At 58.9% G+C, this 26067-nt stretch carries 27 protein-coding genes and 1 tRNA gene; 16 read left to right on the top strand and 12 right to left on the bottom strand.

The window, feature by feature from the left end; translation table 11 throughout:
• Positions 1 to 56: 56 nt before the first annotated feature.
• Positions 57 to 1538 (bottom strand): methyl-accepting chemotaxis protein, encoded by a 1482-nt coding sequence (locus tag HGP31_RS23080; protein ID WP_168758742.1) that lies wholly within the window; start codon positions 1536 to 1538, stop codon positions 57 to 59.
• Between the two features lie 178 nt (positions 1539 to 1716).
• On the opposite strand from HGP31_RS23080, the gene HGP31_RS23075 reads away from it, so the two are divergent.
• The 7 genes from HGP31_RS23075 (at position 1717) to HGP31_RS23045 (ending at position 6863) form a co-directional block, all read left to right on the top strand.
• Positions 1717 to 2247, top strand: coding sequence for a hypothetical protein (locus HGP31_RS23075; protein WP_020796121.1), 531 nt, complete (start codon positions 1717 to 1719; stop codon positions 2245 to 2247).
• Between the two features lie 82 nt (positions 2248 to 2329).
• Positions 2330 to 2521, top strand: coding sequence for a PLDc N-terminal domain-containing protein (locus tag HGP31_RS23070; RefSeq protein ID WP_020796120.1), 192 nt, complete (start codon positions 2330 to 2332; stop codon positions 2519 to 2521).
• A gap of 85 nt (positions 2522 to 2606) precedes the next feature.
• Positions 2607 to 2840, top strand: coding sequence for a hypothetical protein (locus tag HGP31_RS23065; protein WP_033043848.1), 234 nt, complete (start codon positions 2607 to 2609; stop codon positions 2838 to 2840).
• 198 nt (positions 2841 to 3038) lie between these two features.
• Positions 3039 to 3383, top strand: coding sequence for a ribonuclease E inhibitor RraB (locus HGP31_RS23060; RefSeq protein ID WP_020796118.1), 345 nt, complete (start codon positions 3039 to 3041; stop codon positions 3381 to 3383).
• A 301-nt stretch (positions 3384 to 3684) separates the two neighbouring features.
• Positions 3685 to 5094 (top strand): circularly permuted type 2 ATP-grasp protein, encoded by a 1410-nt coding sequence (locus tag HGP31_RS23055; protein ID WP_020796117.1) that lies wholly within the window; start codon positions 3685 to 3687, stop codon positions 5092 to 5094.
• A gap of 12 nt (positions 5095 to 5106) precedes the next feature.
• Positions 5107 to 6057 (top strand): alpha-E domain-containing protein, encoded by a 951-nt coding sequence (locus tag HGP31_RS23050; protein ID WP_020796116.1) that lies wholly within the window; start codon positions 5107 to 5109, stop codon positions 6055 to 6057.
• Positions 6054 to 6863 carry a transglutaminase family protein gene (locus HGP31_RS23045; protein ID WP_020796115.1) on the top strand — a complete coding sequence of 270 codons (810 nt, stop codon included), beginning with the start codon at positions 6054 to 6056 and terminating at the stop codon, positions 6861 to 6863. The genes HGP31_RS23050 and HGP31_RS23045 overlap by 4 nt, the downstream gene beginning before the upstream one ends.
• Positions 6864 to 6995: 132 nt before the next feature.
• On the opposite strand, the gene HGP31_RS23040 is transcribed toward HGP31_RS23045, so the two are convergent.
• Complete coding sequence (locus HGP31_RS23040; protein WP_168758741.1) at positions 6996 to 7817, bottom strand: c-type cytochrome; 822 nt, start codon at positions 7815 to 7817, stop codon at positions 6996 to 6998.
• A gap of 75 nt (positions 7818 to 7892) precedes the next feature.
• Entirely contained in the window at positions 7893 to 8138 is a 246-nt protein-coding gene (locus HGP31_RS23035; RefSeq protein WP_168756984.1) for a hypothetical protein, read from the bottom strand.
• Positions 8139 to 8423: 285 nt separating this feature from the next.
• Between HGP31_RS23035 and HGP31_RS23030 the strand changes: the two genes are divergently transcribed.
• The 3 genes from HGP31_RS23030 to HGP31_RS23020 all read left to right on the top strand — a co-directional run bounded on the left by HGP31_RS23030 (position 8424) and on the right by HGP31_RS23020 (position 12615).
• A complete protein-coding gene (locus HGP31_RS23030) occupies positions 8424 to 9629 on the top strand; it encodes an acetyl-CoA C-acetyltransferase (RefSeq protein WP_168758740.1) in 1206 nt (401 codons plus the stop codon).
• A gap of 24 nt (positions 9630 to 9653) precedes the next feature.
• Positions 9654 to 11798: a 3-hydroxyacyl-CoA dehydrogenase NAD-binding domain-containing protein gene (locus tag HGP31_RS23025; protein ID WP_168758739.1), complete on the top strand. Its 2145-nt coding sequence runs from the start codon at positions 9654 to 9656 to the stop codon at positions 11796 to 11798.
• A 94-nt stretch (positions 11799 to 11892) separates the two neighbouring features.
• Entirely contained in the window at positions 11893 to 12615 is a 723-nt protein-coding gene (locus tag HGP31_RS23020) for an amidotransferase (protein WP_020796110.1), read from the top strand.
• 118 nt (positions 12616 to 12733) lie between these two features.
• On the opposite strand, the gene HGP31_RS23015 is transcribed toward HGP31_RS23020, so the two are convergent.
• From HGP31_RS23015 to HGP31_RS23005, 3 genes are all read right to left on the bottom strand, one after another.
• Positions 12734 to 13705, bottom strand: a complete 972-nt coding sequence (locus HGP31_RS23015) for a magnesium and cobalt transport protein CorA (protein WP_083349594.1) — start codon at positions 13703 to 13705, stop codon at positions 12734 to 12736.
• Positions 13706 to 13874: 169 nt separating this feature from the next.
• Positions 13875 to 14597, bottom strand: coding sequence for a lysophospholipid acyltransferase family protein (locus HGP31_RS23010; protein ID WP_020796108.1), 723 nt, complete (start codon positions 14595 to 14597; stop codon positions 13875 to 13877).
• Between the two features lie 213 nt (positions 14598 to 14810).
• Positions 14811 to 15500 (bottom strand): crotonase/enoyl-CoA hydratase family protein, encoded by a 690-nt coding sequence (locus tag HGP31_RS23005; RefSeq protein ID WP_033045540.1) that lies wholly within the window; start codon positions 15498 to 15500, stop codon positions 14811 to 14813.
• Between the two features lie 64 nt (positions 15501 to 15564).
• Between HGP31_RS23005 and HGP31_RS23000 the strand changes: the two genes are divergently transcribed.
• Together HGP31_RS23000 and HGP31_RS22995 are read left to right on the top strand one after the other, a co-directional pair.
• On the top strand, positions 15565 to 15723 hold the full coding sequence (locus HGP31_RS23000) for a hypothetical protein (protein ID WP_168758738.1): 159 nt from the start codon (positions 15565 to 15567) through the stop codon (positions 15721 to 15723).
• A gap of 85 nt (positions 15724 to 15808) precedes the next feature.
• Positions 15809 to 15898, top strand: a tRNA-Ser gene (locus HGP31_RS22995).
• A gap of 80 nt (positions 15899 to 15978) precedes the next feature.
• Here HGP31_RS22995 and HGP31_RS22990 read toward each other — a convergent pair.
• From HGP31_RS22990 to phbB, 4 genes are all read right to left on the bottom strand, one after another.
• Positions 15979 to 16245, bottom strand: coding sequence for a hypothetical protein (locus tag HGP31_RS22990; RefSeq protein WP_033040196.1), 267 nt, complete (start codon positions 16243 to 16245; stop codon positions 15979 to 15981).
• Positions 16246 to 16394: 149 nt separating this feature from the next.
• The gene (gene phaC, locus HGP31_RS22985; protein ID WP_033040193.1) at positions 16395 to 18098 is read right to left on the bottom strand and encodes a class I poly(R)-hydroxyalkanoic acid synthase; all 1704 of its coding nucleotides are present in this window, start codon (positions 18096 to 18098) and stop codon (positions 16395 to 16397) included.
• Positions 18099 to 18252: 154 nt separating this feature from the next.
• On the bottom strand, positions 18253 to 19431 hold the full coding sequence (locus HGP31_RS22980) for an acetyl-CoA C-acetyltransferase (RefSeq protein ID WP_083349593.1): 1179 nt from the start codon (positions 19429 to 19431) through the stop codon (positions 18253 to 18255).
• A gap of 64 nt (positions 19432 to 19495) precedes the next feature.
• Positions 19496 to 20242 (bottom strand): acetoacetyl-CoA reductase, encoded by a 747-nt coding sequence (gene phbB / locus HGP31_RS22975; RefSeq protein ID WP_080725291.1) that lies wholly within the window; start codon positions 20240 to 20242, stop codon positions 19496 to 19498.
• A 271-nt stretch (positions 20243 to 20513) separates the two neighbouring features.
• On the opposite strand from phbB, the gene HGP31_RS22970 reads away from it, so the two are divergent.
• Complete coding sequence (locus HGP31_RS22970; RefSeq protein ID WP_020796101.1) at positions 20514 to 21641, top strand: AraC family transcriptional regulator; 1128 nt, start codon at positions 20514 to 20516, stop codon at positions 21639 to 21641.
• Positions 21642 to 21702: 61 nt separating this feature from the next.
• On the opposite strand, the gene HGP31_RS22965 is transcribed toward HGP31_RS22970, so the two are convergent.
• Positions 21703 to 23574, bottom strand: coding sequence for a DUF3141 domain-containing protein (locus tag HGP31_RS22965; RefSeq protein WP_168758737.1), 1872 nt, complete (start codon positions 23572 to 23574; stop codon positions 21703 to 21705).
• A gap of 193 nt (positions 23575 to 23767) precedes the next feature.
• On the opposite strand from HGP31_RS22965, the gene phaP reads away from it, so the two are divergent.
• Positions 23768 to 24325: a TIGR01841 family phasin gene (phaP, locus tag HGP31_RS22960; RefSeq protein ID WP_020796099.1), complete on the top strand. Its 558-nt coding sequence runs from the start codon at positions 23768 to 23770 to the stop codon at positions 24323 to 24325.
• 35 nt (positions 24326 to 24360) lie between these two features.
• Here phaP and phaR read toward each other — a convergent pair whose 3' ends face one another.
• On the bottom strand, positions 24361 to 24894 hold the full coding sequence (phaR, locus tag HGP31_RS22955) for a polyhydroxyalkanoate synthesis repressor PhaR (RefSeq protein ID WP_020796098.1): 534 nt from the start codon (positions 24892 to 24894) through the stop codon (positions 24361 to 24363).
• A gap of 256 nt (positions 24895 to 25150) precedes the next feature.
• On the opposite strand from phaR, the gene HGP31_RS22950 reads away from it, so the two are divergent.
• Positions 25151 to 25339 (top strand): hypothetical protein, encoded by a 189-nt coding sequence (locus HGP31_RS22950; protein ID WP_020796097.1) that lies wholly within the window; start codon positions 25151 to 25153, stop codon positions 25337 to 25339.
• Between the two features lie 309 nt (positions 25340 to 25648).
• A complete protein-coding gene (locus HGP31_RS22945; protein ID WP_008061778.1) occupies positions 25649 to 26017 on the top strand; it encodes a hypothetical protein in 369 nt (122 codons plus the stop codon).
• The last annotated feature ends 50 nt before the right edge of the window (positions 26018 to 26067 follow it).

Genomic DNA, 26067 nt, shown 5'->3' with positions numbered 1-26067 from the left:
GGGCGGCGAATCAAGCTTGGCTATCGAAGCGATAGGGGTCATGTCCACCCTCGATGTTATAGCTTGAGCTGCCCGATCGCCGTGCTCAACTCGCCGGCCAACACCGCCAGTTCATCACTGGTGGTAGCCGAGCTGACGGTCTGGCGCACCGTATTTTCGGTCACATCGCGGATGCTCACCACCGCCCGGTTCATCTCTTCGGCCACCTGGCTTTGTTGCTCGGCCGCCACGGCAATCTGGGTGTTGCTTTCGCGCATCTGCGCCACTGCCCCGGTAATCTGCGCCAACGCGGCCCCAGCCTCCTGGGCTTGCTGTACGCATTCATCGGCCTTGTATGAACTCTCCTGCATGAAGTCCACCGCATCGCGAGTACCTGATTGCAAGGCGGACACCATCACGGTGATTTCATCGGTGGAGGTTTGGACGCGCTTGGCCAGGTTGCGCACTTCATCGGCGACCACCGCAAACCCCCGGCCCATTTCGCCGGCCCGGGCCGCTTCGATTGCCGCGTTCAGCGCCAGCAGATTGGTCTGCTCGGCAATGCTGTGAATCACGTTGACCACACCGTTGATCTTCTGGCTGTCCTCGGCGAGGCGCTGGATCATCTCGGCGGTCTGCTGCACCCCGGTAGACAGTCCGGCAATCGATCGCTGTACCCGCATGACCACTTCCTGCCCGCTGCCGGCCAAGGTGTCGGCAGATTGCGAAAGGTCTCGGGTGGCACCGGCGTGCTGGGCGATGTGATAGACGGTGGCGGTCATTTCATTGATGGCCGTTGCCGCCTGATCGGTTTCGCTCTGCTGGCCAAGCATGCCATGACGCACTTCATTCATGTTCGATGCCAGGCGTGCGGCACCTTCGTCCAGTTGTCGGACGGTGCTGGCGACGGTGCTGACCACGCCTTGGTAACCGGCCTGCATGGCGTTGAAAGCGTTGGCCATCTGCCCGACTTCGTCGCTGCAAGTCAGCGGGACACGGGCCGACAAGTCGCCAGTTTTTTCAACGTGGAGCATCACGTCTTTCAGGGTATTGAGTTGACTGAGCAAAAAGCGAATCAACAACTGTGAGGCACCGAGCATTGCCAGCATCAGGATAAACACCGCCAGCGCATAATTGACAACACGTTCGCTGAACACCTGGCCCAGGCTTGGGCCATGGGCAATCAAGGCGACCCGCTGGCCGTCCGTGCGGGTGAAGACTTCGGCGCCGATCGGCGGGTTGTCACCGAAATATGGCAGCGCGTCGAACTCGACCCAGCCGGTGGCATCGGCCAGTGCCTGCAGCGGCTGTCCGTCCAGCCGCGGTGCCTGGCCGTGATCGAAGGTCAGCAGGTTCCCGGCCCTGGGCAGCGGCTGCCCGGCAGGCCAGGCTTCGAGCAATCGCGCCTGGGCCAGGGCCGATTCCTGGGCGGCATGGCTGCGGGCTTGTTGTTCGAGTTGCACGGCATAAAACACCAGCAGTAGCGTGGTGACGAAAGCGACGGCGTTCACCGCCCAGAATTTGTACTTCAGCGAGATGTTGCTAAGCCAGGCACCCATGGAGGTCTTCTCTGATAGCGGAAACAGTTTTGGCAAGGTGCCATTATTGTGCCGCTATTGTTGGGCTGAACGCTTGATGCAGGTCAAGATTGCGAGGCTTGCTTGCAAGACGCCATCGCAGGGCGTAATGCGCTATCCTGCGCGCCCTGAAAATTTACCAGCTACAGGATCCGCCCCCATGAAAGCCGCCCTCATCGAACTCATCAGCAACATCAGCTCCGGGTGCATGGCCGATGACGAAATCGAGAAAGTCGCTGATGAAGCGGCCCAGGCTTACGCTGATCCAGCGGCTTTCCTGAGCGCCAACCCGGACATCAACTACGACGACAGCTTCCCGATCCCGCTGGGTGAGTGGGTCGTGGTTGGCAGCTTGCCCGATACCGTGCTGTTTCAGGCCGACACCTATGTGGACCTGTTTGCCCAGATCGTCGCCTCGTTCGGCCCGGGGGTTGAGTTCAATCTCAAGCCCAAGCAGTTGGCCAGGACCGAAGCCCTGACCGCACTGAATCGCATCCAGGTGCAGATGAGCAGCCTGAACAAGGAAAACGGTGGCTACACGCTGATGAACTTCAGCCAACTGCTGGACGATGAACTGCAAGTGGTGCTGGTCTATGGCAATGCCGTGCCTCGGGTGCTCGAACTGTGCGCGCAAGTCGGCATCGCCGCTGCGCCATCGCTGGAAGCCTTGAAAGTGGCGATCCACGTCTGAACCGCTAAAGCTGTCAAAAAAAGGGAACCCTGTTCACGGCGGGCTATCCTAAGAGGGCATATCACTCTTCAGGAGCGTCATCATGGGTTCCACGTTCAATAGCCTGGTTGGCTTGATCATTCTTGCCCTGGATATCTGGGCAATCATCAACGTGCTGAAAAGTGGCGCCGAGACCGGAATGAAAATCTTCTGGGTGCTGTTGATCCTGTTGCTGCCGGTTCTGGGCCTGATCATCTGGGCCATTGCGGGCCCACGAGGAAATGTGCGCATCTGAAGCGAAACACTCGCCGGAACATTGCCCGGCGCCCGAGGTCGAGATAGGTGTAAGCCCATCCATGGGTTTTATCGAGGAGGCACCGATGCAAAGGTGGAAAGTCACTTTCGTGGATGATCATGGTGAAGTAATCGATGAAGAATTCGAGTGCGAGGAGTGCCCGAGTCACGAAGAGGCCGCCAAACTCATCAAGGCGCGATTGCTTCCCGTGGCCGCCGAACTGGATCTGAACGACTATGAGGGCCGCACCCCGGATGCAGGCGTCAAAAGCCTGAAGGCCCAGAACAGTATTGAAATTCGCAGCATCACCCCCGTCTGAACCTCTTCTCGTTATCGACTACAGCAGAACCAGGCCTTGGCAGCGGCTCTATCTTGGGGCTACTCTGCAAGCGAGATCAGCGAATGGATCGCTAAGGTCTGGTCTTGTCAGCTCCATGCTTGTTTCCCGTCGCGCGCACCCTTGGGTTCGCACAAGGGAGTACGGAAAGTCTATCCATCAGTTTGAGGAGGACGTTTCATGAGCACAGCCTATCAAGAAGACATCAGCAGCAGTGTGTTGCGCCGCATGAAAGAAGGCGGTTTTGATTTTTCCCGGTTCCATCCCATCGAGTTCTACGCCATTTTCCCGGACGAGGAGCGGGCACGCAGGGCGGCAGGTCATTTTCACCGTGGTGAATCCCTGGATGCGCAAATCAGTGTGCGCGACGATGGCGCCTGGGCTTTGGAGTTGTGCAAGGTCATGTATGCGACCTACGACGACATTGGCGATTTCGAACAGGGTTTCGAGGCAGTGGTCGAGCCTCTGGGCGGCATCATCGAAGGCTGGGGTGTGAAACAGGAGGTACGAGGGCGACTCGCATAAACCTATGAACAGTTACAACCAGCAATGACGGCTAACCTTCGGGTTGGCCGTTTTCGTTTTTGTCGATGGCAATCGAACAAGGCCGACCCGTTCGCCGGCAAGCCGGCGCCTACGGTCTATGCTGGTGATGGGCGACGACAACGCCTTGCAATGAAGCGGGGGCCGTCAGGTGGGGGCATTTGCCGCACAGGATTGGTGCGGCGCTCGCGTGGTGATTATCCAACCGATTGAAATCAAAGCGTTTCTGCCGATGGCACGGGCCTTGCGAAGGCCTGTATGTCCGGGTGACAAGGAGTACGGCATGATCCGCACCTATTTTGATGAGATGTACGACGCTGGCGGCCAGGTCCGCCCGCATTATCGGGAGTTTGCCCGTTGGCTGGCCGAGACGCCTGACGAGCTTCTGGCACAACGGCGACGCGAGGCCGATCTGCTGTTTCATCGCGCCGGGATTACCTTCACGCTCTACGGTGATGAGCAGGGCACAGAGCGCCTGATTCCCTTCGACACCATCCCGCGCAGTATCCCCGCCAGTGAATGGCGCGTGGTCGAGCGCGGCTGTATCCAGCGGGTCAAGGCGTTGAACATGTTTCTCGCCGACCTTTACCACGAGCAGCGCATCATCAAGGCCGGGATCATTCCGGCCGAGCAGGTGCTGGCCAACGAGCAGTACCAGTTGGCGATGCAAGGCCTGGACCTGCATCGGGATATCTATTCGCACATTTCCGGCGTCGACCTGGTGCGCGACGGCGACGGCACGTACTACGTGCTCGAAGACAATCTTCGTACACCGAGCGGCGTCAGCTACATGCTCGAAGACCGCAAGATGATGATGCGCCTGTTCCCCGAGTTGTTTGCGGCCCAGCGCATTGCCCCCATCGACCATTACCCGAACCTGTTGCTCGACACCCTGAAAAGCTCAAGCCCGATCGAAAATCCGAGTGTCGTGGTGCTGACGCCGGGGCGCTTCAACAGCGCCTTCTTCGAGCATGCATTCCTGGCGCGAGAAATGGGCGTGGAGCTGGTGGAGGGTGCGGACCTGTTCGTGCGTGACGACAAGGTGTTCATGCGCACCACCGACGGGCCGAAAGCCGTCGATGTGATTTACCGCCGTCTCGACGATGCGTTCCTTGACCCGCTGGCGTTCAATCCCGACTCGATGCTGGGCGTGCCCGGCCTGCTGTCGTCCTATCGTTCGGGCAATGTCGTGTTGGCGAACGCCATCGGAACCGGGGTGGCAGACGACAAATCGGTGTATCCATTCGTCACCGACATGATCCGTTTCTACCTGGACGAAGAACCGATCCTGAAAAACGTACCCACGTGGCAGTGTCGCAATCCTTCTGAGCTGTCCCACGTCCTGGCCAACCTTCCGGAGCTCGTGGTCAAGGAAACCCAGGGCTCCGGCGGCTACGGAATGCTGGTGGGGCCCGCGGCGAGCGCAGCGGAAATCGAAGCCTTCCGCGCGCGCATCATCGCCAAGCCCCATGCCTACATCGCACAGCCGACACTGTCGCTGTCGACCTGTCCGACCTTTGTCGAAAGCGGCATCGCGCCACGCCATATCGACCTGCGTCCGTTTGTACTGTCTGGCCGCGAAACCCGGGTCGTGCCCGGCGGCTTGACCCGTGTCGCCCTGCGCGAAGGCTCCCTGGTGGTGAATTCCTCCCAGGGCGGCGGAACCAAGGACACCTGGGTGGTTGAGGATTGAAGGAAGCCTGACATGTTAAGTAGAACTGCCTCGGATTTGTATTGGATGTCGCGTTACCTGGAGCGGGCGGAAAACCTCGCGCGGATGCTCGACATCAGTTATTCGCTGTCGCTGATGCCCCAGGATGGCCGTGGGAACGGCCTGCACGAGTTGGCCATGCCGTTGCTGATTACCGGCACGCTGGATGATTATCTCGAACGCCACGGCGAGCTGCATGCCGAAAGGTTGTTGCATTTCTTTGCCCTGGACGCGGCCAACCCGGCCAGCATCTACAGTTGCCTCGGGGCCGCACGGGCCAGTGCCCACGCGGTACGTGGCCGCATCACCGCCGACATGTGGGAAAACATCAACGCCACTTGGCTGGAGATTCGCGGCATCGCCGAACAGGGCCTGGGCCGCTACGGCATGAGCCGTTTCTGCGAGTGGATCAAGGAACGTTCCCATCTGTTCCGTGGTGCGTCCTACGGCACCATCATGCGCAACGACGCGTTCCGTTTCATTCGCCTGGGGACATTCATCGAAAGGGCCGACAACACACTGCGCCTGCTCGATGCGCGCTACGAAATGGCCGGTGATCAGGCCGAAGCGGTCAGCGACGGCACGGCCCACGCCTATTACCAATGGAGTGCGTTGTTGCGGGCCCTGTCGTCTTTCGAGGCGTACACCGAGATCTACCGTGACGCCCCCGGCGCCCGGCATGTGGCCGAGTTGCTGCTGCTGCGGGCCGATGTTCCACGCTCTTTGCGGGCCTGCACCGAAGAAATCGATCTGATCCTGGCGCAACTGCCAGGGGCCAATGGCCGCCCGGCACAGCGCTTGGCTGCGGAGATGGACGCACGATTGCGCTATACCGGCATCAACGAAATCCTCGACGAAGGCCTGCATGCCTGGCTGACCGAGTTCATCCCGCTGGTGCGCCAGTTGGGTAATGCCATTCACAGTTCCTACCTGGAGGCTGCATGAGACTTTCCATAAGCCACGAGACCACCTATCACTACGAGGATCAGGTGCGGGCGAGCATCCAGTACCTGCGGCTGACGCCTCACGACAGCGAGCGCCAACACGTGCTCAGTTGGCAGCTCGATCTGCCGCGGCCGGTGCGCGCGCAACTGGATCCGTTCGGCAACATCCTGCACGTACTGACCATGGACGAACCCCACGCGGCCATCATCATCGGTGCCCGTGGCCAGGTCGACATCGACGAGTTGCGCGAAGCCGAGCACGAGAGCCAGTCGGCATTGCCGTTCTTGCGTTTCACCCGGCTGACCGAGGCCGACCAGGCGCTACGCGCGTTCGCCGACAAGGCGTGCAAGCAGCGCCGCGACCGAACGGCGCTGATCGACTTGATGCATGGCTTGAACCAGCACATGACCTACACGCCGGGCGCCACCGAAGTGGACACCAGCGCCGCGCAGGCTTTCGCCGGGCGTTCGGGCGTGTGCCAGGACCATACCCACGCGTTCCTCGCCTGCGCCCGCAGCCTGGGCGTGCCGGCGCGTTATGTGTCGGGTTACCTGTACAGCGAAAACAGCGAACACTTGGCCAGCCATGCCTGGGCCGAAGCCTGGCTCGATGACGCCTGGTACAGCTTCGATGTGACCAATGAACTGGCCCGTCCTGAACGCCATTTGAAGCTCGCGGTAGGGCTCGATTACTTGGACGCCTGCCCGGTACGTGGCATGCGCCGCGGTGGTGGGTGTGAGCAGATGCATGCAAAAGTGTTCGTATCGCCGACGCCTGTGCCGGTGATTTCCGTGCAGCAACAGTAAAATCGGGGATACCGCTTCGCGAGCAAGCCCGCTCCCACATTTGATCTTTGTTGGTCACAAATTCTGTGTTCGCAGAAGATCGAATGTGGGAGCGGGCTTGCTCGCGAAGAGGCCGGCCCAGACACCACAAGCTCAGGGTTTAACCTTACGCCCGGCCATGTGCTGCAAATACCCCACCAACATCTGCAGATCCCCATCCGGCAACACCTCGGCCGAGAACCCCGGCATTTTCGCCTGCGGCCACTGGCGCAAACTCTGCGGGTCGCGGATATAGCGCTGGAGGAAATCCGCGCCGAAGTACTCGGTCGGGTTGTACGGGATATTCAGGTCCGGGCCGAACTGCGAATCACCGGCACCGTTGAGTCGATGGCACGCCAGGCAGTTTTTCTGAAACAGCGCAAAGCCCTTGTTCACCGGATCGTCGGCCTTCAACGCAGGATCAGGCAGCAGGGCAGGGAAACGCGCGGCCACCGGTGCCATGCGCTTGATGCTGGCGACTTCGAACGGCCATTGTTCGGGGCTGATGTTGCCTGCCCGCGGATCGGTCCAGACCAGGTAAAACGGCCCGGCGCTGTGTTTGCCTTCAGCCAGTGGCGGCCACGGCTGGGCCGGATCTTCGATCGCCAGCCAGGCACGCGCGCCTTGGGTATTGAGCAGCGGCGCCGCGGACAACTCGGCCGCGAAGCCGTCCAGCGCCACGGCTTGCAGGTGATCGTCAGGCTTGATGTCGGTCAATAGCGCAGCGAGCGGCACGGCGCGATAAGTCATGTCACGCTTGTAGGACACATCATTGCTGATACTGATGGTCTGGATCTGAGGATGCTTGAGCAACTCCTCGGATTGCCACGTGCGACTGTTCGCGCCCAGCTCAAGGTTCAGCTGTGCGGCATGAAGAGGCGTGCTGAGTAGCAGGGCCCCGAACACAATAAGCGTTTTCAAATGATCGCCATCCATGTCGTGCAAGTGCCGCAGAGGTTGGCACAGCCATACTGGCACGGGAAGCGGGCCAGTCACATTTTTACATGGCGATTAAAGACCTGCCGCCGTCTTTTCAAGATCGACTAACCGATCACCTTGGTCAGATTTGGCAAAATCAACAATAGAGTGGTGGCGAAAAGAATGAGCCCGGCTTGACGAACTTTCGATTGTTTGAACATGGCTGACCGCCTTTTTTTTGTTATTTCCTGATGCCTGCCTGCCCATCTCCATGACGGCAAACGTTGCACTTCCTGTAGCACGAGCGCCTCGGCAAAACCCGACGACAACTTCGTACACCTTCACCTTAGAGCCCGCGTCACACTTGGTTTAGATCCATTTAGTATGGTGTTCTAACGGAATGCTATTAAAAAGGCATGAGGCCAATTGCCAGCTTCTTGAGCGGCCTTTTGCTAGACACCTGCGTGTGCTGAACCCCTTCACCGGTGGCGGGATGACCGTCCGTCTGAGCGTGTGGGTCAACGTCGATGAACGTTGCGGTCATTGAATGGCCGGCAGCTCGGAATAAGGTGGAGGCTCTCTGGAAGATCAGAAGATTGCAGCCCCATCAGGTTCGAGGACGCCATGACCCAAGCTTTGATTTTCGACGCGTTACGTACGCCCCGTGGCAAAGGCAAGCCCAGTGGCGCCTTGCACAGTGTCAAGCCGGTGAGCCTGGTGGCCGGCTTGCTCACGGCGCTGCAACAGCGAACCGACCTTGATACCAGCCAGGTCGACGACGTGGTGCTCGGATGCGTGACGCCCATCGGCGACCAGGGCTCTGACATCGCCAAGACCGCGGTCCAGGTGGCGGAATGGGACGTCAGCGTGGCGGGCGTGCAGATCAACCGTTTCTGCGCCTCGGGGCTGGAGGCAGTGAACCTGGGGGCGATGAAAGTCCGTTCCGGTTTCGAAGACCTGGTGGTGGTCGGCGGCGTCGAGTCGATGTCACGCGTCCCCATGGGCAGCGACGGCGGGGCGTGGGCGCTGGACCCGCAAACCAACCTGCACGGCCATTTCATTCCACAGGGCGTGAGCGCCGACCTGATCGCCACGCTTGAAGGTTTCAGCCGGCAGGACGTCGATGCCTACGCCTTGCACTCGCAACAAAAAGCCGCAAGGGCGAGGGCTGACGGGGCGTTCAAAAACTCATTGGTGCCGGTGCAGGACCAGAACGGCATCATCCTGCTCGATCATGACGAGTTCATCCGCGCCGAATCGACCCTGGAAGGCCTTGGCAAACTCAAGCCGAGTTTCGAAATGATCGGGCAAATGGGGTTCGACGCCACTGCGCTGCGGGTTTTCAGCCAGGTGGAGCGGATCGATCATGTACACACCCCCGGCAACAGTTCCGGGATCGTCGACGGCGCGGCGTTGATGTTGATCGGCTCCGAAGCCATGGGCCGGGTCCTGGGCTTGCAGCCACGGGCGCGGATCGTCGCCACCGCCGTCACCAGCACCGATCCGACCCTGATGCTCACCGGTCCTGCGCCGGCCACCCGCAAGGCGTTGGCCAAGGCCGGGCTGCGGGTCGAAGACATTGATCTGTTCGAGGTCAACGAGGCGTTTGCCTCGGTGGTGTTGAAGTTCATCAGGGACATGGCCGTCGACCCGGACAAGGTCAATGTCAACGGCGGCTCCATCGCCATGGGCCACCCGTTGGGCGCCACAGGCTGCGCCATTCTCGGCACGCTGCTCGATGAACTGGAAAACCGGAACCTGCGCTATGGCCTGGCGACCTTGTGTGTCGGCGGCGGCATGGGCATTGCCACCATCATCGAACGCCTCTGAGCCCCGATTGCAAGGAACCTGTATATGAGCCAAGCCATTCGCTACGAAAAAGGCCAGGACCGGATCGTTGTCCTGACCATCGACCTGCCGGGCCAGAGCGCCAACACCATGAATGCGCTTTACCGCGAAGCCATGGCCGACTGTGTCGCCCGCCTGCAGGCCGAAAAAAACAGCATCGCGGGTGTGATCATCACCTCGGCCAAGAAAACCTTCTTTGCCGGCGGCGATCTCAATGAGCTGATCAAGGTCGACAGGCCCCAGGCCACGGCTTTTTACAACAGGGTGCTGAGCCTCAAGGGCCAACTGCGCACCCTGGAAACCCTTGGTAAACCCGTGGTCGCCGCAATCAATGGCGCGGCGTTGGGTGGAGGCTGGGAAATCTGCCTCGCTTGCCATCACCGCATAGCGCTGGACGATCCCTCCCTGCAACTCGGCCTGCCGGAAGTGACCCTCGGTTTGCTGCCGGGGGGTGGCGGCGTGGTACGCATGGTGCGAATGTTGGGCATTGAAAAAGCCCTGCCGTACCTGCTCGAAGGCAAGAAAATCCGCCCGCAGCAGGCCTTGCAGGCGGATCTGATCGATGACCTGGCGAGCGATCGCGAGACGCTGCTGAACAAGGCACGCACTTGGATCAAGGCCAATCCGACGGCGATCCAGCGCTGGGATGTGAAGGGCTTTCAGATTCCAGGTGGCACGCCGTCGAACCCGAAAGTCGCCCAGATGCTGGCGATTGCACCGTCTATCCTGCGCAGTAAAACCCAGGGTACGTTGCCCGCGCCGGAGAAAATCCTGTGTGCGGCGGTGGAGGGTGCCCAGGTGGATTTCGACACGGCGCAGCTGATTGAAACCCGCTACTTCACAGAACTGGTCACCGGCCAGGTCGCGAAAAACCTGATTGGCACCTTCTGGTTCCAGCTCAACCAGATCAATGCCGGTGGTTCGCGTCTTGAAGGTTTCGCGCCTTATGTGACGAAAAAAGTCGGCGTGCTCGGCGCCGGGATGATGGGGGCGGGTATCGCTTTTGTCAGCGCGTCGGCCGGTGTCGACGTGGTGCTCAAGGACGTCAACCTGGCAGCGGCCGATAGGGGCAAGGCGCATTCAGCGGCGTTGCTGGACAAGAAATTGGCGCGCCGGCAGATCAGCGTTGAGCACCGTGAAGCCGTGCTGGCGCGCATCCATACCACGGACAACGATGCCGATCTGGCGGGTTGCGACTTGATCATCGAAGCGGTATTCGAGGACCGTGAGCTGAAGGCCAAAGTCTCCTCGGCCGCGCAAAAAGTGGTGGGCGCCGATGCACTGATCGCCTCCAACACCTCGACCCTGCCGATCAGTGGCCTCGCCACCGCGGTGGCGGACCCAAGCAAGTTCATTGGCCTGCATTTCTTCAGCCCCGTGGAAAAAATGCCATTGGTGGAAATCATCAAGGGCGCCCGCACCAGCGACGAAACCCTGGCCCGCGGGTTCGATTTCGTCCTGCAAATCCGCAAAACCCCTATCGTCGTCAACGACAGTCGGGGTTTCTTCACCTCTCGGGTGTTCGGCACGTTCACCAATGAAGGCATTGCCATGCTGGGTGAAGGCGTCTGCGCGGCGATGATCGAGACCGAGGCGCGCAAGGCTGGCATGCCAGTCGGACCTCTGGCGATCTCCGACGAAGTTTCCCTCAGCCTCATGAGCCATATCCGCCAGCAAACCGCCAAGGACCTGCAGGCAGAGGGCAAGGCGCTGGTCGAGCACCCGGCGTACGCCGTGATTGACTTGCTGCTCAGCGAGTACAAGCGTGCTGGCAAGGCCGCCGGGGGCGGGTTCTATGAATACCCGGCGGGCGGGCAAAAACAATTATGGCCAGAACTGAAAACCCGCTTTGAAAAGGCTGACAGGCAGATTTCGCCCAAGGATGTGCGCGATCGCCTGCTGTTTGTACAAGCCATCGAAACCGTGCGCTGTGTGGAGGAGGGTGTGCTGACGTCGACGGCGGATGCCAATATCGGCTCGATCTTCGGCATCGGTTTCGCTGCCTGGACCGGCGGTGCACTGCAGTTCATCAATCAGTACGGGGTCAAGGACTTCGTCGCCCGCGCCCAGTACCTGGCCGGGCAATACGGCGAGCGCTTTGCACCGCCGGCCCTGCTGCTGGAAAAAGCCGCCAAGGGCGAGGCGTTTTAGGGATCGGTGACACACTGCGGGGCTTGCCTTGTCACGGTGTTTCAAGGCAGGCTCTGGGGTGTGCATTATTCCCATCACGTGTCAGGTATTTTTTATGTCGTTACGCATCTGCATTCTGGAAACCGACAACCTGCGTCCGGAATTGGTCGACCAATATCAGGGCTACGGGCAGATGTTCAAACACCTGTTTTCGCAGCAACCCATCGCCGCTGAATTCACGATCTATAACGTGGTACAGGGTGAATATCCCAGCGATGACCAGACCTTCGATGCCTACCTGGTCACCGGCAGCAAAGCTGACTCCTTTGGCACCGATCCGTGGATCCAGACCCTCAAGGAGTACCTGCTGACCCGCTATGAGCGTGGCGACAAACTGTTGGGCGTGTGCTTCGGCCATCAGTTGCTGGCGCTGTTGCTGGGCGGCAAAAGCGAACGTGCAACGCAAGGCTGGGGCGTTGGCACGCATAAATACAAACTCGCTGCCAAGGCGCCTTGGATGAACCCGGTGAGGGAAGAGCTGACCCTGTTGATCAGCCACCAGGATCAGGTCACCTCGCTACCGGAAAACGCTACGGTGATCGCCTCCAGCGATTTCTGCCCGTTTGCCGCCTACCACATCAACGACCAGGTGCTGTGCTTCCAGGGGCATCCGGAATTCATCCACGACTATTCCCGGGCCTTGCTGGAAATTCGCCAGCAGGCGCTGGGGGAGCAGGTGTATTCCAAAGGAATCGCGAGCCTGGAAAGTGAACACCACGGCACCACGGTCGCCGAGTGGATGATGCGGTTTGTGGCGCACAAGCCAGAAACCGTTTAACACCGATCTCTTGTAGGAGCTGCCGAAGGCTGCGATCTTTTGATCTTGCATTATAAAAATCAAAAGATCGCAGCCTCGTTGCACTCGGCAGCTCCTACAAAAGAGCGCGAGCTCGCTCCTAAAGCCACCCCGACCTCTTGAAGCTCACCCACAACCCCACACACCCCACCGTGATGAACCCCAGAACCCCGAAATACCCGTAATGCCAGGTCAACTCCGGCATGTTCTGGAAGTTCATCCCGTAAATTCCCGCCACCGCCGTCGGGAACGCCAGGATCGCCGCCCACGCGGCAAACTTGCGCTGCACCACGCTCTGGCGAGAGGCCTCCAGCAACACCCCGACCTCAATGGTCTGGCTGGCAATGTCCGCCAGGGTCGTCAGGTCCTCCATCTGCCGCGTCACATGAATCTGCACGTCGCGAAAATACGGGCGCATGTTCTTGTCGATGAAGGGAAAGCTCAGCTTCTGCAGTTCCTCGCCAATTTCCACCATCGGCGCCGCGAACCGACGCAAGCGCAATACATCGCGACGTAGGCTGTGGAGTTTTTGAATGTCGTGCTCGTTCAGGGAGCCGCACATGACGTTGCGTTCCAGCTCATCGATTTGAGCATGAATGGCTTCGCCCATTGGCTGGTAGTTTTCAATGACAAAATCGAGAATGGCATAGAGTACGAAATCTTCCCCATGCTCCAGCAACAATGGACGCGCCTCACAACGCTGACGCACATAGGCGTAGGACGCCGAATGGCCGTTGCGCGCGGTGATGATGTAGCCGTTGCCGGCAAAAATATGGGTCTCAATGAACTTGAGCTTGCCTTCTTCCATGATGGGCGAATACGTAACGATGAACAGCGCATCGCCAAAGGTTTCCAGCTTCGGACGGCTGTGTTTTTCCAGGGCGTCTTCAATGGCCAGTTCATGCAGGTTGAACTGGCGTTGCAGGTTGTACAGTTCCTCGGCGTTCGGCTCTTCAAGGCCGATCCAGACAAAGTGCCCCGGCTTTGCAGCCCAGGCTGCGCCTTCGTCGAGGGTGATGTTGGTGACTTTTTTACCAGCGCTGTAAACCGCAGCAGCAACAACTCTACCCATGATGTTGATTCACTTCTTCTTGGCAGCTTTCTATGGCAAATGGCCGTGGCAGGCAGCGTTCAGCTTAGCCTTGTCTGCTATCGAGAGTCAGTGAAATCTTGTAGGAGCCAGGCTTGCCGGCGAAGGCGCCCGCCCATTCGATGGATTTGTCTGCGGTCGTACTGCATTTTCAAGCGGCTTGCAGCTGCCGATCCATCGAATCGATGCATTCGCGCATCTGCTCGCGGCACTGGGCCATTAACATCGGCATGTCATCCAGGCTCAATCCCGCGGTCGGAATGGCCGGCAAGGAACGGATCAGAATTTTCCCACTGCGCCAGCGGTTCAATCGCATGTGCTTGACGTAACTGCTGACACACACCGGTACGATGGGCACCCCGGCCGCGATGGCCATCTGGAAGGCGCCTTTTTTGAACGGCAACAGCTCTTCGCCCAGGTTGCGCGTGCCTTCCGGGAAAACCCAGATCGAAGTGTCTTCGTTTTGCAGGGTATGGGTGGTGGTCAACATCGACTGACGCGCCTTCTGCGCATTGCCACGGTCGATCAGCACATTGCCGGCCAGCCAGAACAACTGCCCGAACAAGGGCACCCATTTCAGGCTCTTTTTGCCGATGCATACCGTACGGCGGGGCACCACATTGCCAAACACGAACAAATCATAGTTGGACTGGTGGTTGGCAATGATCACGCAACTGTCGGGTTTGTCCATCAACGGCCCGACGTCGGCTTTTACCCGCAGTCGCAGAATGCACATTGCTGGCCACGCATAGAGGCGCGCGCACAGGCGACTGTTGTCCGGATTGAACGGGCGACACAGGCCAAGCACGACGCCCAGCACGCCCGCCACAATAAAGTGCAGGCCCATCAAAGACATACGTAAAGCGAACAGCATTTGCAGGCCCCACCGGGACAAAAGGTGGCGCAGTGTACGGATGTGCACTGTTTTCGGCAATTGCCACTATGGAGGCGGGAGATAGGCGATGTTTGAGCGCATGTTTCCGACTGATGGGTCAGACGCGCTCTAGAGCGGTTGCAGGCTTTTCAACGTGGCGCGTACGAAAAGCCCGACACGACCGTCGGGCTTTTCGTTGCTGCAGGTTGGGGCTTAACCCATATGCTCCTGATCCAGCATGATTGCGTTGTCCAGGGTTTCCAGCAGTGCCTTGCGTACTTTTAGCTTGGTGTTCTTGTGGGCGGTCATGTTGATCTTCTTCAACTGACGAGCCGCTGTCAGTGCTGCACCTTGCAGCTCCTCGGCCGACACCACCACGTCAAGGAAACCGGCATCCACCGCAGACTGCGGATTGAACATCTCAGCGTTGATCACCGAACGGTGGAACGCCGATTTGCGCAGGCGATCACGGGCCAGCTCGATACCGGCGTGGTGCATGGTCATGCCGATCTGTACTTCATTCAGGCCAATGCTGAACGGACCGTCGACACCGATGCGATAGTCGGCGGACAGCAGCAGAAACGCGCCCTTGGCCACGGCATGCCCAGGGCAAGCCACAATCACCGGGAAAGGGTGCGACAACAGGCGACGGGCGAGCGTCGAGCCGGCAGTCACCAGCGCCATGGCTTCTTTAGGGCCGGACGTCATCACTTTCAGATCGTACCCGCCCGACAGAATCCCTGGCTGACCGGTAATGATCACCACCGCGCGATCAGTCACCGCCTGATCCAGCGCAGCGTTGAACGCCGCAATCACGTCCGGAGAGATGGCATTGACCTTGCCGTTGCTCAAGGTCAGGGTCGCGATACCGTCTTCGAGGTGGTAGGAAATCAACTCACTCATGACGCTAATCCTTTCAGTAAAGTAGGGCAGACGTTACTCACCGACACCCGCCAGGTAAAGCGCCGTGACTGACTCGCCAGTCACGCTCCAAGCCGTCGGCCAGCGTCCCCCGGCACGCCAGCCGCGCATCGCCAGCTATATAGAAGGGGATGCCAAGCCGGAGATTGGCCGGTTTGCCATTACCCAGGGCAACCAGAAACAGCTATGCGAGTTAAGCGCATGAAAATTCTGAAAAAAATGTTTGCCATCAGAAAAGCTTTCGACTACATTAGCGCGCCTCGACAGACAGAACTTGTTTGAAGAGATACGGTGAAGTGTCCGAGTGGCTTAAGGAGCACGCCTGGAAAGTGTGTATACAGGAAACTGTATCGAGAGTTCGAATCTCTCCTTCACCGCCACATTTATACGAAAAAGCCCTGATTATTCAGGGCTTTTTCGTTTCTGCGTTTCTGAAAAAAATCCCAGCCCGCGACAATGCTTACCCTGGCATCGCCCAGGACTGCAGCGTGTAACCCCCCTGGCTCAACTCGGCGCGCACTTCTTGCAGCAGGCTTTCCAGCTGCGCCGGGTCGGAATAGGTGCTGCTTGGAATCTGTTTGCGACAAATTCGAGTGGCGGCCCGGTCGATGACGGTCAGGCTCAGGTCGCCATTACCGTCTTGCGGAGCCCAGGCGACGCATTGAAAGGGTTCGAATGCTCGACCTGCAATCAAGAGTGCTTCGTTGATGCGGAACGGGGTGCTCATGGAGCCTCTCTCCTTGTACCCAAACAAATGAAGTGCCGCCGGTTGGGCTTACCGGCGGCTATCTATTGCGTTTGCGTGATTTGATCTTCGTCTGTGCGATCAAGCTGCTGTGTTGCAGGCAGTGTTGCGCAGCGCTCCACAGCAGTATTTCATTGCTTTACAAAGCTGCCTGGCGCCGGCTCCAGAGGCGGGTATTGGTCATTGCCGATGTGCGCAACCGCGGGTTGACGCTCGCCTGAGTGCCCCGCCAGCCAGTTGAACCAGTCATTCCACCAGCTACCTTGTTGCTGCTCGGCATTCTTGAACCAGGTCTCGGGGTTTTTAGTCACCCGATTGTTGGTCCAGTAATGACGCTTCTGCTTGGCCGGCGGATTGACGACGCCGGCGATGTGCCCGGAAGCACCCAGTACGAAACGCTTGGGCCCGGAAAGCAGGTGGGTGCTGGCGTAGGCGCTCTTCCACGGCACGATGTGATCGTCATGGGTGGCGAGGATGTAGGCGGGCGCGTCGATTGCACGAAAATCCAGCTTGGTCCCGCAGCACTCCAGCTCGCCTGACTTCAAGTCGTTCTGCAGGTAGGTGTGGCGCAGGTACCAGCAGTACATCGGCCCTGGAAGGTTGGTGCTGTCGTTGTTCCAGAACAGCAGGTCCAGTGGAATCGGCTTTTGCCCCTTGAGGTATTTGTCGACGTTGTAGTTCCACCACAGTTCGTTGGGGCGCAGCAGGGAAAAGGTATTGCCCATGTCTTCGCCACGGAACAATCCGATAGGGCCGTCGACACCGCCAATGGTGCGCTCGCGGTAGGCCACCAGTTCTTCATCGACGAAGATGTCGATGGGACCGGTATCCAGGTAATCGAGGAACGTGGCGAACAGGCTCAGGCTGGCGATCTCGCGGTCGCCACGTGCAGCCAATACGGCCAGCGCCGTGCTCAACAGGGTGCCGCCTATGCAGAAACCCACGCAATTGAGGCGCTGTTGGCCACTGATCTCGCGGGTCACTTTCACGGCGTTTATCACGCCGTGCTCGATCAGGTCGTCCCAGGTGGTACCGGCGTGTTCCTGGTCAAAGTTGCGCCAGGAGACCAGGAATACGGGATGTCCCTTTTCCAGCAGGTGGCGGACCATCGAGTTGTCGGGGCGCAGATCAAGTATGTAGTACTTGTTGATCGATGGAGGTACGACGAGCACCGGCTGCTGGTACTGGGTTTCGCTTTGCGGGTAGTACTGGATGAGTTGGAAGATGCGATTCTCGAAGACGACTTCGCCGGGGGTATTGGCCAGGTCGACTCCCACCTTGAAGGCGCCGCTATCGCACTGGCGCATTTTGCCTTCGTTCATGTCGCTGGCCAGATGCTGCATCCCTGTGATCAGGCTGGCACCTTGGGTCTCGACCGCACGCTGCAACGCATCAGGGTTGCTGGCCAGGAAATTGCTCGGTGCACTGGCGGCAATGGCTTGCTCCACCAGATAGCGCAGGCGTTGGCGTGCTTTCTTTTCGTCGATTCGCAGCTTGTCGAGCAGTTTCAGCAGGAAGCTGGAGTTGAGCAGGTAAAACGCAGCGAGGGAGCCGAACAGGGGGGCGCTCCAGTTGCCGCTGGTGAAGCGTCGATCATCAAAGCTGAAGGGCTGGCCGGTCAGCAGTTTCTGGCCGAGTTGAGCCCATTCAACCTGGTAGTCCGCTTGGAGGCTGTCCAGGGTCTCGCGAGGCAGATCGAACCAAGTGTCGTGGTCATGCCCGGAAAACCACGGATTGGTGCTCACCCACAGGCGCAATTGTTGCACTGCAAAAGAGGCGATGAACGGAACCTGTCCTGACCAGAAGGTTTTGAATGTATGCGCGTTGTTGTCCATAAAATTCATACCGATGTGCCGGGCAGAAAAAAGCCGCGCTATACCGGATTGCGGCTTAGCGACGGCAAGGGAGGCGGGCAACGTTGTCCGAGGCCAGCCTGATGCGCGGAGCAAGGAGCCCAAGTCCGCGCATTGGCTATTCGTATGCCGTTGGTTAGCGTTCGATAGCCAGGCCGACGCCTTGTCCGCCACCGATGCACAAGGTGGCCAGTCCTTTCTTGCCATCGCGACGGATCAGTTCGTGCACCAGCGACACCAGGATCCGTGCGCCCGACGCGCCGATCGGATGGCCAAGGGCGATCGCGCCGCCGTTGACGTTGACTTTGCTGGTGTCCCAGCCCATCTCTTTGCCAACCGCCAGGGCCTGGGCGGCGAAGGCTTCGTTGGCTTCGATCAGGTCCAGGTCCTCGACACTCCAGCCGGCCTTTTGCAGGGTCAGGCGTGTGGCCGGGACCGGGCCGATACCCATGATCGACGGGTCCACACCGGCGCTGGCATAGGCCTTGATTTTGGCCAGTACTGGTAGGCCCAGCGCTTTGGCTTTGGCGGCGCTGGCCAGCAACAGCACGGCCGCACCGTCGTTGAGGGTCGAAGCGTTGCCAGCGGTCACGCTGCCGTCTTTCTGGAAAGCCGGTTTGAGCTTGGCCAAGGCTTGCGCCGTACTGTCGACACGCGGCTGTTCGTCGGTGTCGAAGGCCAGCGGTTCGCCCTTGCGCTGAGGGATCAGGATCGGCGTGATTTCGCTCTGGAAACGCCCGCCCTCGATGGCGGCGGCGGCCTTCTGTTGCGAGGCGGCAGCGAAGGCATCCTGTGCTTCACGGGAGATTTCGTACTTCTGCGCCAGGTTCTCGGCGGTGATGCCCATGTGGTAGTCGTTGAATGCATCCCACAGGCCATCCTGGATCATGCTGTCTTGCAGTTGCGCATGGCCCATGCGCAGGCCGGTGCGTGCCTTGGGCAGGACATAGGGGGCCAGGCTCATGTTTTCCTGACCGCCAGCGATGATCAGTTCCGCGTCGCCGCAACGGATGGCCTGTACGGCGAGGTGGACCGCCTTGAGGCCGGAGCCGCAGACTTTGTTCAAGGTCAGGGCAGGCGTGGTGTGGGGCAAGCCAGCCTTGATCGCGGTCTGGCGTGCCGGGTTTTGCCCGGCGCCGGCGGTGAGCACCTGGCCGAGGATCACTTCATCAATTTGCGCAGCTTGGACACCCGTCTGCTCCAGCAGGCGGCGAATCACTGCTGCACCCAGTTCGGTCGCGGGAATTGCAGACAAGGCACCCTGGAAACTGCCAATGGCGGTACGCGTAGCGGCAACGATTACGACTTCGTTCATGCATGACCTCATGGAAAAGACAAAATTCGACGAGCAAACCTGGGCATTAAGGCCCGGGTCAGGGTTACTGCATGTTCATGCCGCCGTTTACCGAGAAGTCGGCACCGGTGCTGTAGGCGGATTCATCGGACGCCAGCCAGGCAACGATCGAGGCGATCTCTTCCGGCAGGCCAAGGCGACCCACCGGGATTCCCGAGATCATGCCTTCGAGAATGTCCGGGCGAATGGCCGCGGTCATGGAGGTCTGGATGTAGCCTGGGGATACGGTATTGACGGTCACGCCCTTGCCGGAGACTTCCCGGGCCAGTGCCATGGTGAAACCATGGATGCCAGCCTTGGCGGCGGAGTAGTTGGTCTGGCCGAACTGGCCACGCTGACCGTTGATCGAGGAGATATTGATGATCCGCCCCCAACCTTTGGAGAGCATGCCCTCAATGACCTGCTTGGTGGTGTTGAACAAGCCCGTCAGGTTGGTCCCGATCACGCTGTCCCAGTCTTGCGGGGTGAGCTTGCGAAAAGAGGCGTCGCGAGTGATGCCGGCGTTGTTGACCAGCACATCGATCGGGCCGAATTGTTCACGAGCCATCTCGAAAGCCTTGCGGGTCGACTCCCAGTCGGTGACGTCGCCATAGATGAACTCGAACTCGTAACCTGCCTCACGCTGGCTGGCAGCCCAGTCGTCCTTGCGGCTGGAGTCAGAACTGCAGCCGACGATTACCTTGAATCCTTCCTTGTATAGACGTTGGCTGATTGCTGTACCGATACCGCCCATACCACCCGTTACCAAAGCAATACGACTACGCGATTCCATACATCTACTCCGTTTTTTTTTGCGCTGCAGGAGTGGTGATTGTTGGTTATCGACGGGCTGTGGGGGAAGTGTTTGAAGGTGACGTTCTCCTGTCCTTCGGTGCCACGCGGAAGGGAGGGGGATGGCAAAAAATGAGGAGTACCTATACTTGGATCAATACTTAAAACTGAATGGATAGTTAATATTTCTGCAACAGAGTTGAAATATGTTCTACACGTGTCAGCATCGGCTCCGGACAGGACGTTCGGTTCCACTGGTCATTGAGGACGCCATGTACAGGATAAGTTCAGGTTATGCCAGCGTGCTGGCGAATACGTTTTTGGCCCAGGGTCTCGACCTTGCCGCTCTGTGCGAGGAGGCGGGACTGGATATCGGGTTCGTGAATAAACCAGGGGCATTCTGCGAGCGAAACGTTATCTATCGTCTCTGGGATCTGGCGGCCCAGGCTTCGAACGATCCGAATATCGGTCTGAAAGCCTACGGGGAATGCCATCCCAGCAGTTTTCAGATCGTGGGCTACACGATGATGTCCAGTTCGAACCTGAAAAGGGCGCTTGAACGCCTGGTCCGTTTCAGCCCGTTGATCGGCACCGGATTCAGCCTTTTCCTTGTCCAGGAGGAGCAGCATTACCGATTGGCCAGTCTCGATCATCAGCAAGATGGCTCGGTCAAACCACGGCAATATACGGATGCAGCCTTGGCGTCGCTGCTGGGTTTCTGCCGTTGGCTGGCAGGTGGCAAGTCACCGCAACCCATGAGTGTGGAGTTCTCCTATCCCGAGCCAGAAGACACGTCGCAGCATCAGCGACTTTTTGGCTGCCCGCTGAGTTTCGGGGCGGCCTATGACAGCATCCTGTTCGACGGCCAGGAGCTCCTGACGCCATTGAGCATGGCCAATGAGGCGCTGGCCACGCTGCATGACAGTTTTGCCGAAGCTCAATTGGACCAGTTGTCCGGGTACTCGATCGTTGGCAGGATTCGCCGCCTTTTGACCGAGCGCTTGAGCCAGGGGCAAGGCCAGGGGCAGTGTGATATGGAGTCGATTGCAGCAGCGCTGAACATCAGCAAGCGCACACTTCAGCGCGGTCTTGAGAAGGATGGGACGCAATTCAAGGATGTCCTGAGCGATGTGCGCCGGCAGATGGCCGAATTCTACTTGCGCCACTCTCATTTCAACCTGAAGCATGTCACCCACCTGCTCGGCTTTCATGATCACAGCAGCTTCCACAAGGCGTGCACCCGTTGGTTCGGTATGACCCCCGGCCAATATCGAACCCATGAGTCGTTGCCTGTGCTCAAGGACGTCGTGCCGGTCCTACCCATGAGTGCTATAGGTCGGCGCGGGGATCACAAGATCCCAAGCTTCGCCAGAGATTACGTCGAACGGATGCACCGCTAATCTCCTGTGAAGGCACATTGAGAGATGGAGTTCCACGAGGGCCTCCAGGATGACAAACGATTCACTGGGCGCTCGGCTCAGGTGCGTGGAGATTTCGCGGAGACTGGGCGCCGGTGAAGGCGCCCAGTACGCCGTAAATACCGTAGAAACAGATCTCTTGAGTGGCGTCACGCACGTCGCGGTACGCATTCAGGGTGTCTTGCATCTGGTTGGAGAACAGCTCCTGCCAGGCCAGCAGCGGGTTGTCCTGGTGTGCGGGACGACGGTTACGGTTGACCGCTGAAACTGTCCCGGGCAACCACCATAGCGTCGGATTCAAGCTGCTCCAAAACAATTGCTGCTGATGGAAGGGGTGCGTCCTGCGCATCCATTCGGCCGTGGGTTCGTTGATGATCTGACGCAGCCACGGACGTATCGATCCGTCGTAAAACGCACTGTTGATTTCAGAGGCGCGCACGACCGAAGAGAATTCGCGATCGTCATCACGGACAGGCTCGTGGTCATCGTGAATATCGGCAATTCGCCTTGATTGGAAATGCACCCGGTATTGCATGTCACCGCTGCCTGAAGTGGCCGGCAGGTCGTCAATCAGCATCTCATGCAGCCCGGGCGGCAGCGCATTGATGGCTTCGACCGCACCTAGCAACCCTCGGTGTTCGCGCCGCGCCACCTGGCCCGAGACAAAGATACCCAAGTGGCCGATGCTGGCATGCCGCAGGTAGACGATGGTGCGGCCTGCCTCCTGCAAGGCGAGATCGCTGGAATAGACATCGGCGATCCAGTTCAACGCCTGTTGGGGAGGGGTGATGTTGTCCCCGTAGGAGCAGAACACCACCACCGGCACTTCGATCCGTTTCAGGTCGATACCGTTACTCTTGCGGTCGGCACGGCCCGACAATTGGTTGCCGATGAACAGATCATCGACAATCATCTCGATCTCTTCTCCATTGAGCAGGGTCGGGCTACCCCACCAGCGTTCGAAATCGAGGAAGCGCCCGGCCTCGCTGTCGATCTGGCTGAACAACTGGTAATACTTGCCCCAATAGGTGTTGGCCGGGTCGAGGTTTTCGAAGTTGCTGACCAGCCAGGTACCGTCAAATCGGCCATTGCCCAAGTCGCTGCCAAGGCGAGCCATCCAGCCGCCACCCAGCAGGCCGCCGGTATAGCGCATGGGATTGCGTCCATTGATGCCGGCCCAGTAAGACAAGGGGGCGCCGTTGATAATGATCAGGCCGGGTAGCTCCGGTCGTGTGGCCGCCAGGCCCATCAAGGCCCAGCCGGCCTGGCAGTTGCCGATGATGATCGGCTTGTCGTTGGCTGGGTGCAGGGCGCTGACGGCTTCGATGAACCGGGCCTGGGCCTGGACGATATCGTCCAGGGTTTGCCCAGGCTGTGGCGAGTGACTGAAAGAGATGAAGTAGGTGGGGTGCCCGGCCCTGAGGCTCTCACCTATGATCGAATCCTGCTTGAAACCACCGATTCCCGAACCATGTCCCCCGCGCGGGTCAATGATGATCACCGGCTGGCTGTTACCGTCGATTTCTTGCTCGGGGCCGGGGAGGATCCGCAGCAGTGAAAAATTGACCGGGCGCGCAAGATCAGGGCCAGCGATCAAGGTTTCATGATCGAACTTGAGCAGCAGTGGATACCCGGCGCGTTCATGGGCCAGCCTGTTGTCGCCGCGCTGGCGCAGGGTGTCCCAGAACAGCAGGCAGCGTTGGCTGAAGTCGATGACATATTCCTGCCATTGAGCGGGAGTAGGTTGTCTGAGTTGGCCTCGTTTCAGGGGCGTGAGGGTTTTTTTCTGGCGTTGGCGCACAGCCTCGAGGACGTTCAGCGCATTGAGGCGCTGCAGATGACTCAGGTGTTCCCACAGGCCGCGTGGTGAGGTGGGTTTTTCCTGTTGCGATGCACTAATGTCTTCCTGGTCCATGGTGATCTCCTGACGATAGGCATGTAGGAGTCTATAGCGAACATCCATAGGATGGAAAAGTCTTTTGTGCGGTGCACAAAAAATCGTTGCCAAAAGAAATTGTGCACTGCAATATAAACCCTAACGCGATGACCGGCAGGATCGCTCTCGCGTCCTCAGGCCCGAGTCGGCCTTCAAACCAGGAGATTCAAGCATGTCTTTTTTCAACTCGGAAAAATTGCAAGACGCTCAGAAAGCCAACCTCGACCTCCTGCAGCAAATCAGCGGCAAAATCTTTTCCAGTGTCGAGCAACTGAGCCAGTTGCAGTTCAAGACCCTGCAGGCCTCCACCGAGGAGCAGTTCGAGGGCTTTCGCAAGCTGCTTTCAGTACGTGATCCACAAGGATTCGCCGAGCTCCAGGCGTCTTTCATCCAGCCGAATGTGCAAGCCGAACGCCTGGCTGATTACAACCGTCAAGTACAGGCGCTGATTGTCGATACCCACTCGGAAATCGCCAAGCTGACCTCGCGTCAGGTCGAGGCGGGCACTCAGCAGGTGCGAGAGTTTGTTGACGTGATCAGCAAGAATGCACCGGCTGGCTCCGAGCCTGTCGTGGCTGGGTTCAAATCGTCGCTGGCCAATGCCGGTGCCGTTTTTGAAAGTGCACAGAAAGCGGTAAAACAGGCTGCTGACGTTGCCCAGAGCAACTTTGACGCAGCGACCGCTGCAGTTGGCAAAACCGCTGCTGGTGGCAAGGCTGATAGCAAGTAAGCCTGATCAGGCTGGTTACAGGATGGCGATGGGGATTACTCCCCATCGCCATTTTTTTTCGGCCCGCCATCGGCACCTGGCTTGCCTGGGGGCACGGCGCCGAACATTCCGAAGAGGTTCTGGGTGTTCAGGTAGAGCGCTTTTGACTGGTCGACATACTGGCGCATCAAATCCTGCATGACCGGTGCCTGCTGGTGCATGAACGCGCTCCAGGTTTCGGAGGACTGAGCGCCGGTCTGGGACTGGATGTCGATGACCGTCTGGATGCTTTTGTCCAGATAGCTGCCAAGGACGCTCTGGTAGGGACCGTAGAACTGGATGATCCCCATCAGCATCTCACTGGAGAAGATCGGCTGACCGCCACTTTCGGCTTCCAGAATGACCTGCAGCAAAATACTCCGGGTCAGGTTCTCGCCAGTCTTGGCGTCGACTACCTCGAATGGGATTCTATCGACGACCAATTGGCGAATATCCGCAAGGGTCAGATGACTGCTGGTGTGCGTGTCATACAGACGGCGATTCGGGTATTTCTTGATCAGACGGGTGGTGTTCCGACTGTTTTCTGTCATGCGGGGCTACTCACAGCGAGCCTGGTTTGCTGGCATCTTAACCTACTCTGGGCACTGCCACTCTTATGTGTCGCCTCACATCACACTGCGGTGTCGGTCAAACTGCTCTGACAGGCTTCGCCCATTCGTCGGGCATTCGGTTGCCTGAACAACAAGTCCGTTAATGACCGGCTAGTCTCAAAATCCTTGGTGATCGATATTTTTCGGGCAAAGGGCTTGCCGGTGTCGATCCCGTATTTTTGAGAGGGGTGAAGCGATGACTGAACCGTACATCGAAGACGACGGCGCAGAATATCCGATCAACAACTACGTTCAATGCGGCCAGACAGAGTATGTGGCCAGCTTTGGCGAAGATCAGGCCAAGGTCCTCAAGATCAAGACCAAGGCATGCCGAGTGTTGAAGGGAAAATTCCTGCCGAAGCTTACAGAACCGGCCAGCAAGTAAATGATCCGCGAGCCAACCCCGTCATCGAACGGGGTTTTTTGTGCCCGGAATCTGAACGAATATTTAATTTGGAAAGTTTTCACAAACTTTTCACAAGGCCCTACGTAGGCTCAAACCATCCGTTAGACGCAACACCCTGCCCGTTCCCCAGCGGGCTTTTTTTTGCCTGCGATAAAACCTTTTCCAAAAAAGCTGTCCAACCGTCGCGAACAACGAGGTTGAGCGCGCGCATGTCTGGACTTTGTTCCCTCTAAAGCATTCAATCTCGACCCTTTTGAATTTTACCCCCTATTTTTTGAGGTTTTCGTCATGCGTTTCACACTGCCTGCTCTGGTTCTGGGTCTTCTGGTTACTCAAGGTGCAATCGCCGGTGACGGTACAGCCGCCCTTGGTGGTGGCCTGGGTGGTGCGCTGGGTAATGTCGTTGGCCGAAGCATGGGCGGCAGCACCGGTGCCGCGATTGGTGCGGGGGTTGCGGGTGCAGCCGGCAGCGCGGTTGCCGCCAAGAAAGGCCACCGTACCAGTGCCGCCATCGGTGGTGGCGTGGGCGCTGCCGGTGGTTCGGTGATCGGCAACAGCCTGGGCGGCAAGACCGGTTCGACCATCGGCGCAGGCCTGGGTGGCGCCTTGGGCGGCGGCGTAGGCAGCAACCTGGCCAACGGTCACAAGCGTCACTGATACCCCAAGGGTCGTGAACAAAAGCCCGGCTTGATGCCGGGCTTTTGCGT

It is taken from the genome of Pseudomonas umsongensis (assembly GCF_012647205.1).
Lineage (GTDB): Bacteria > Pseudomonadota > Gammaproteobacteria > Pseudomonadales > Pseudomonadaceae > Aquipseudomonas > Aquipseudomonas umsongensis.
This window is presented reverse-complemented; position numbering and strand designations above follow the sequence as displayed.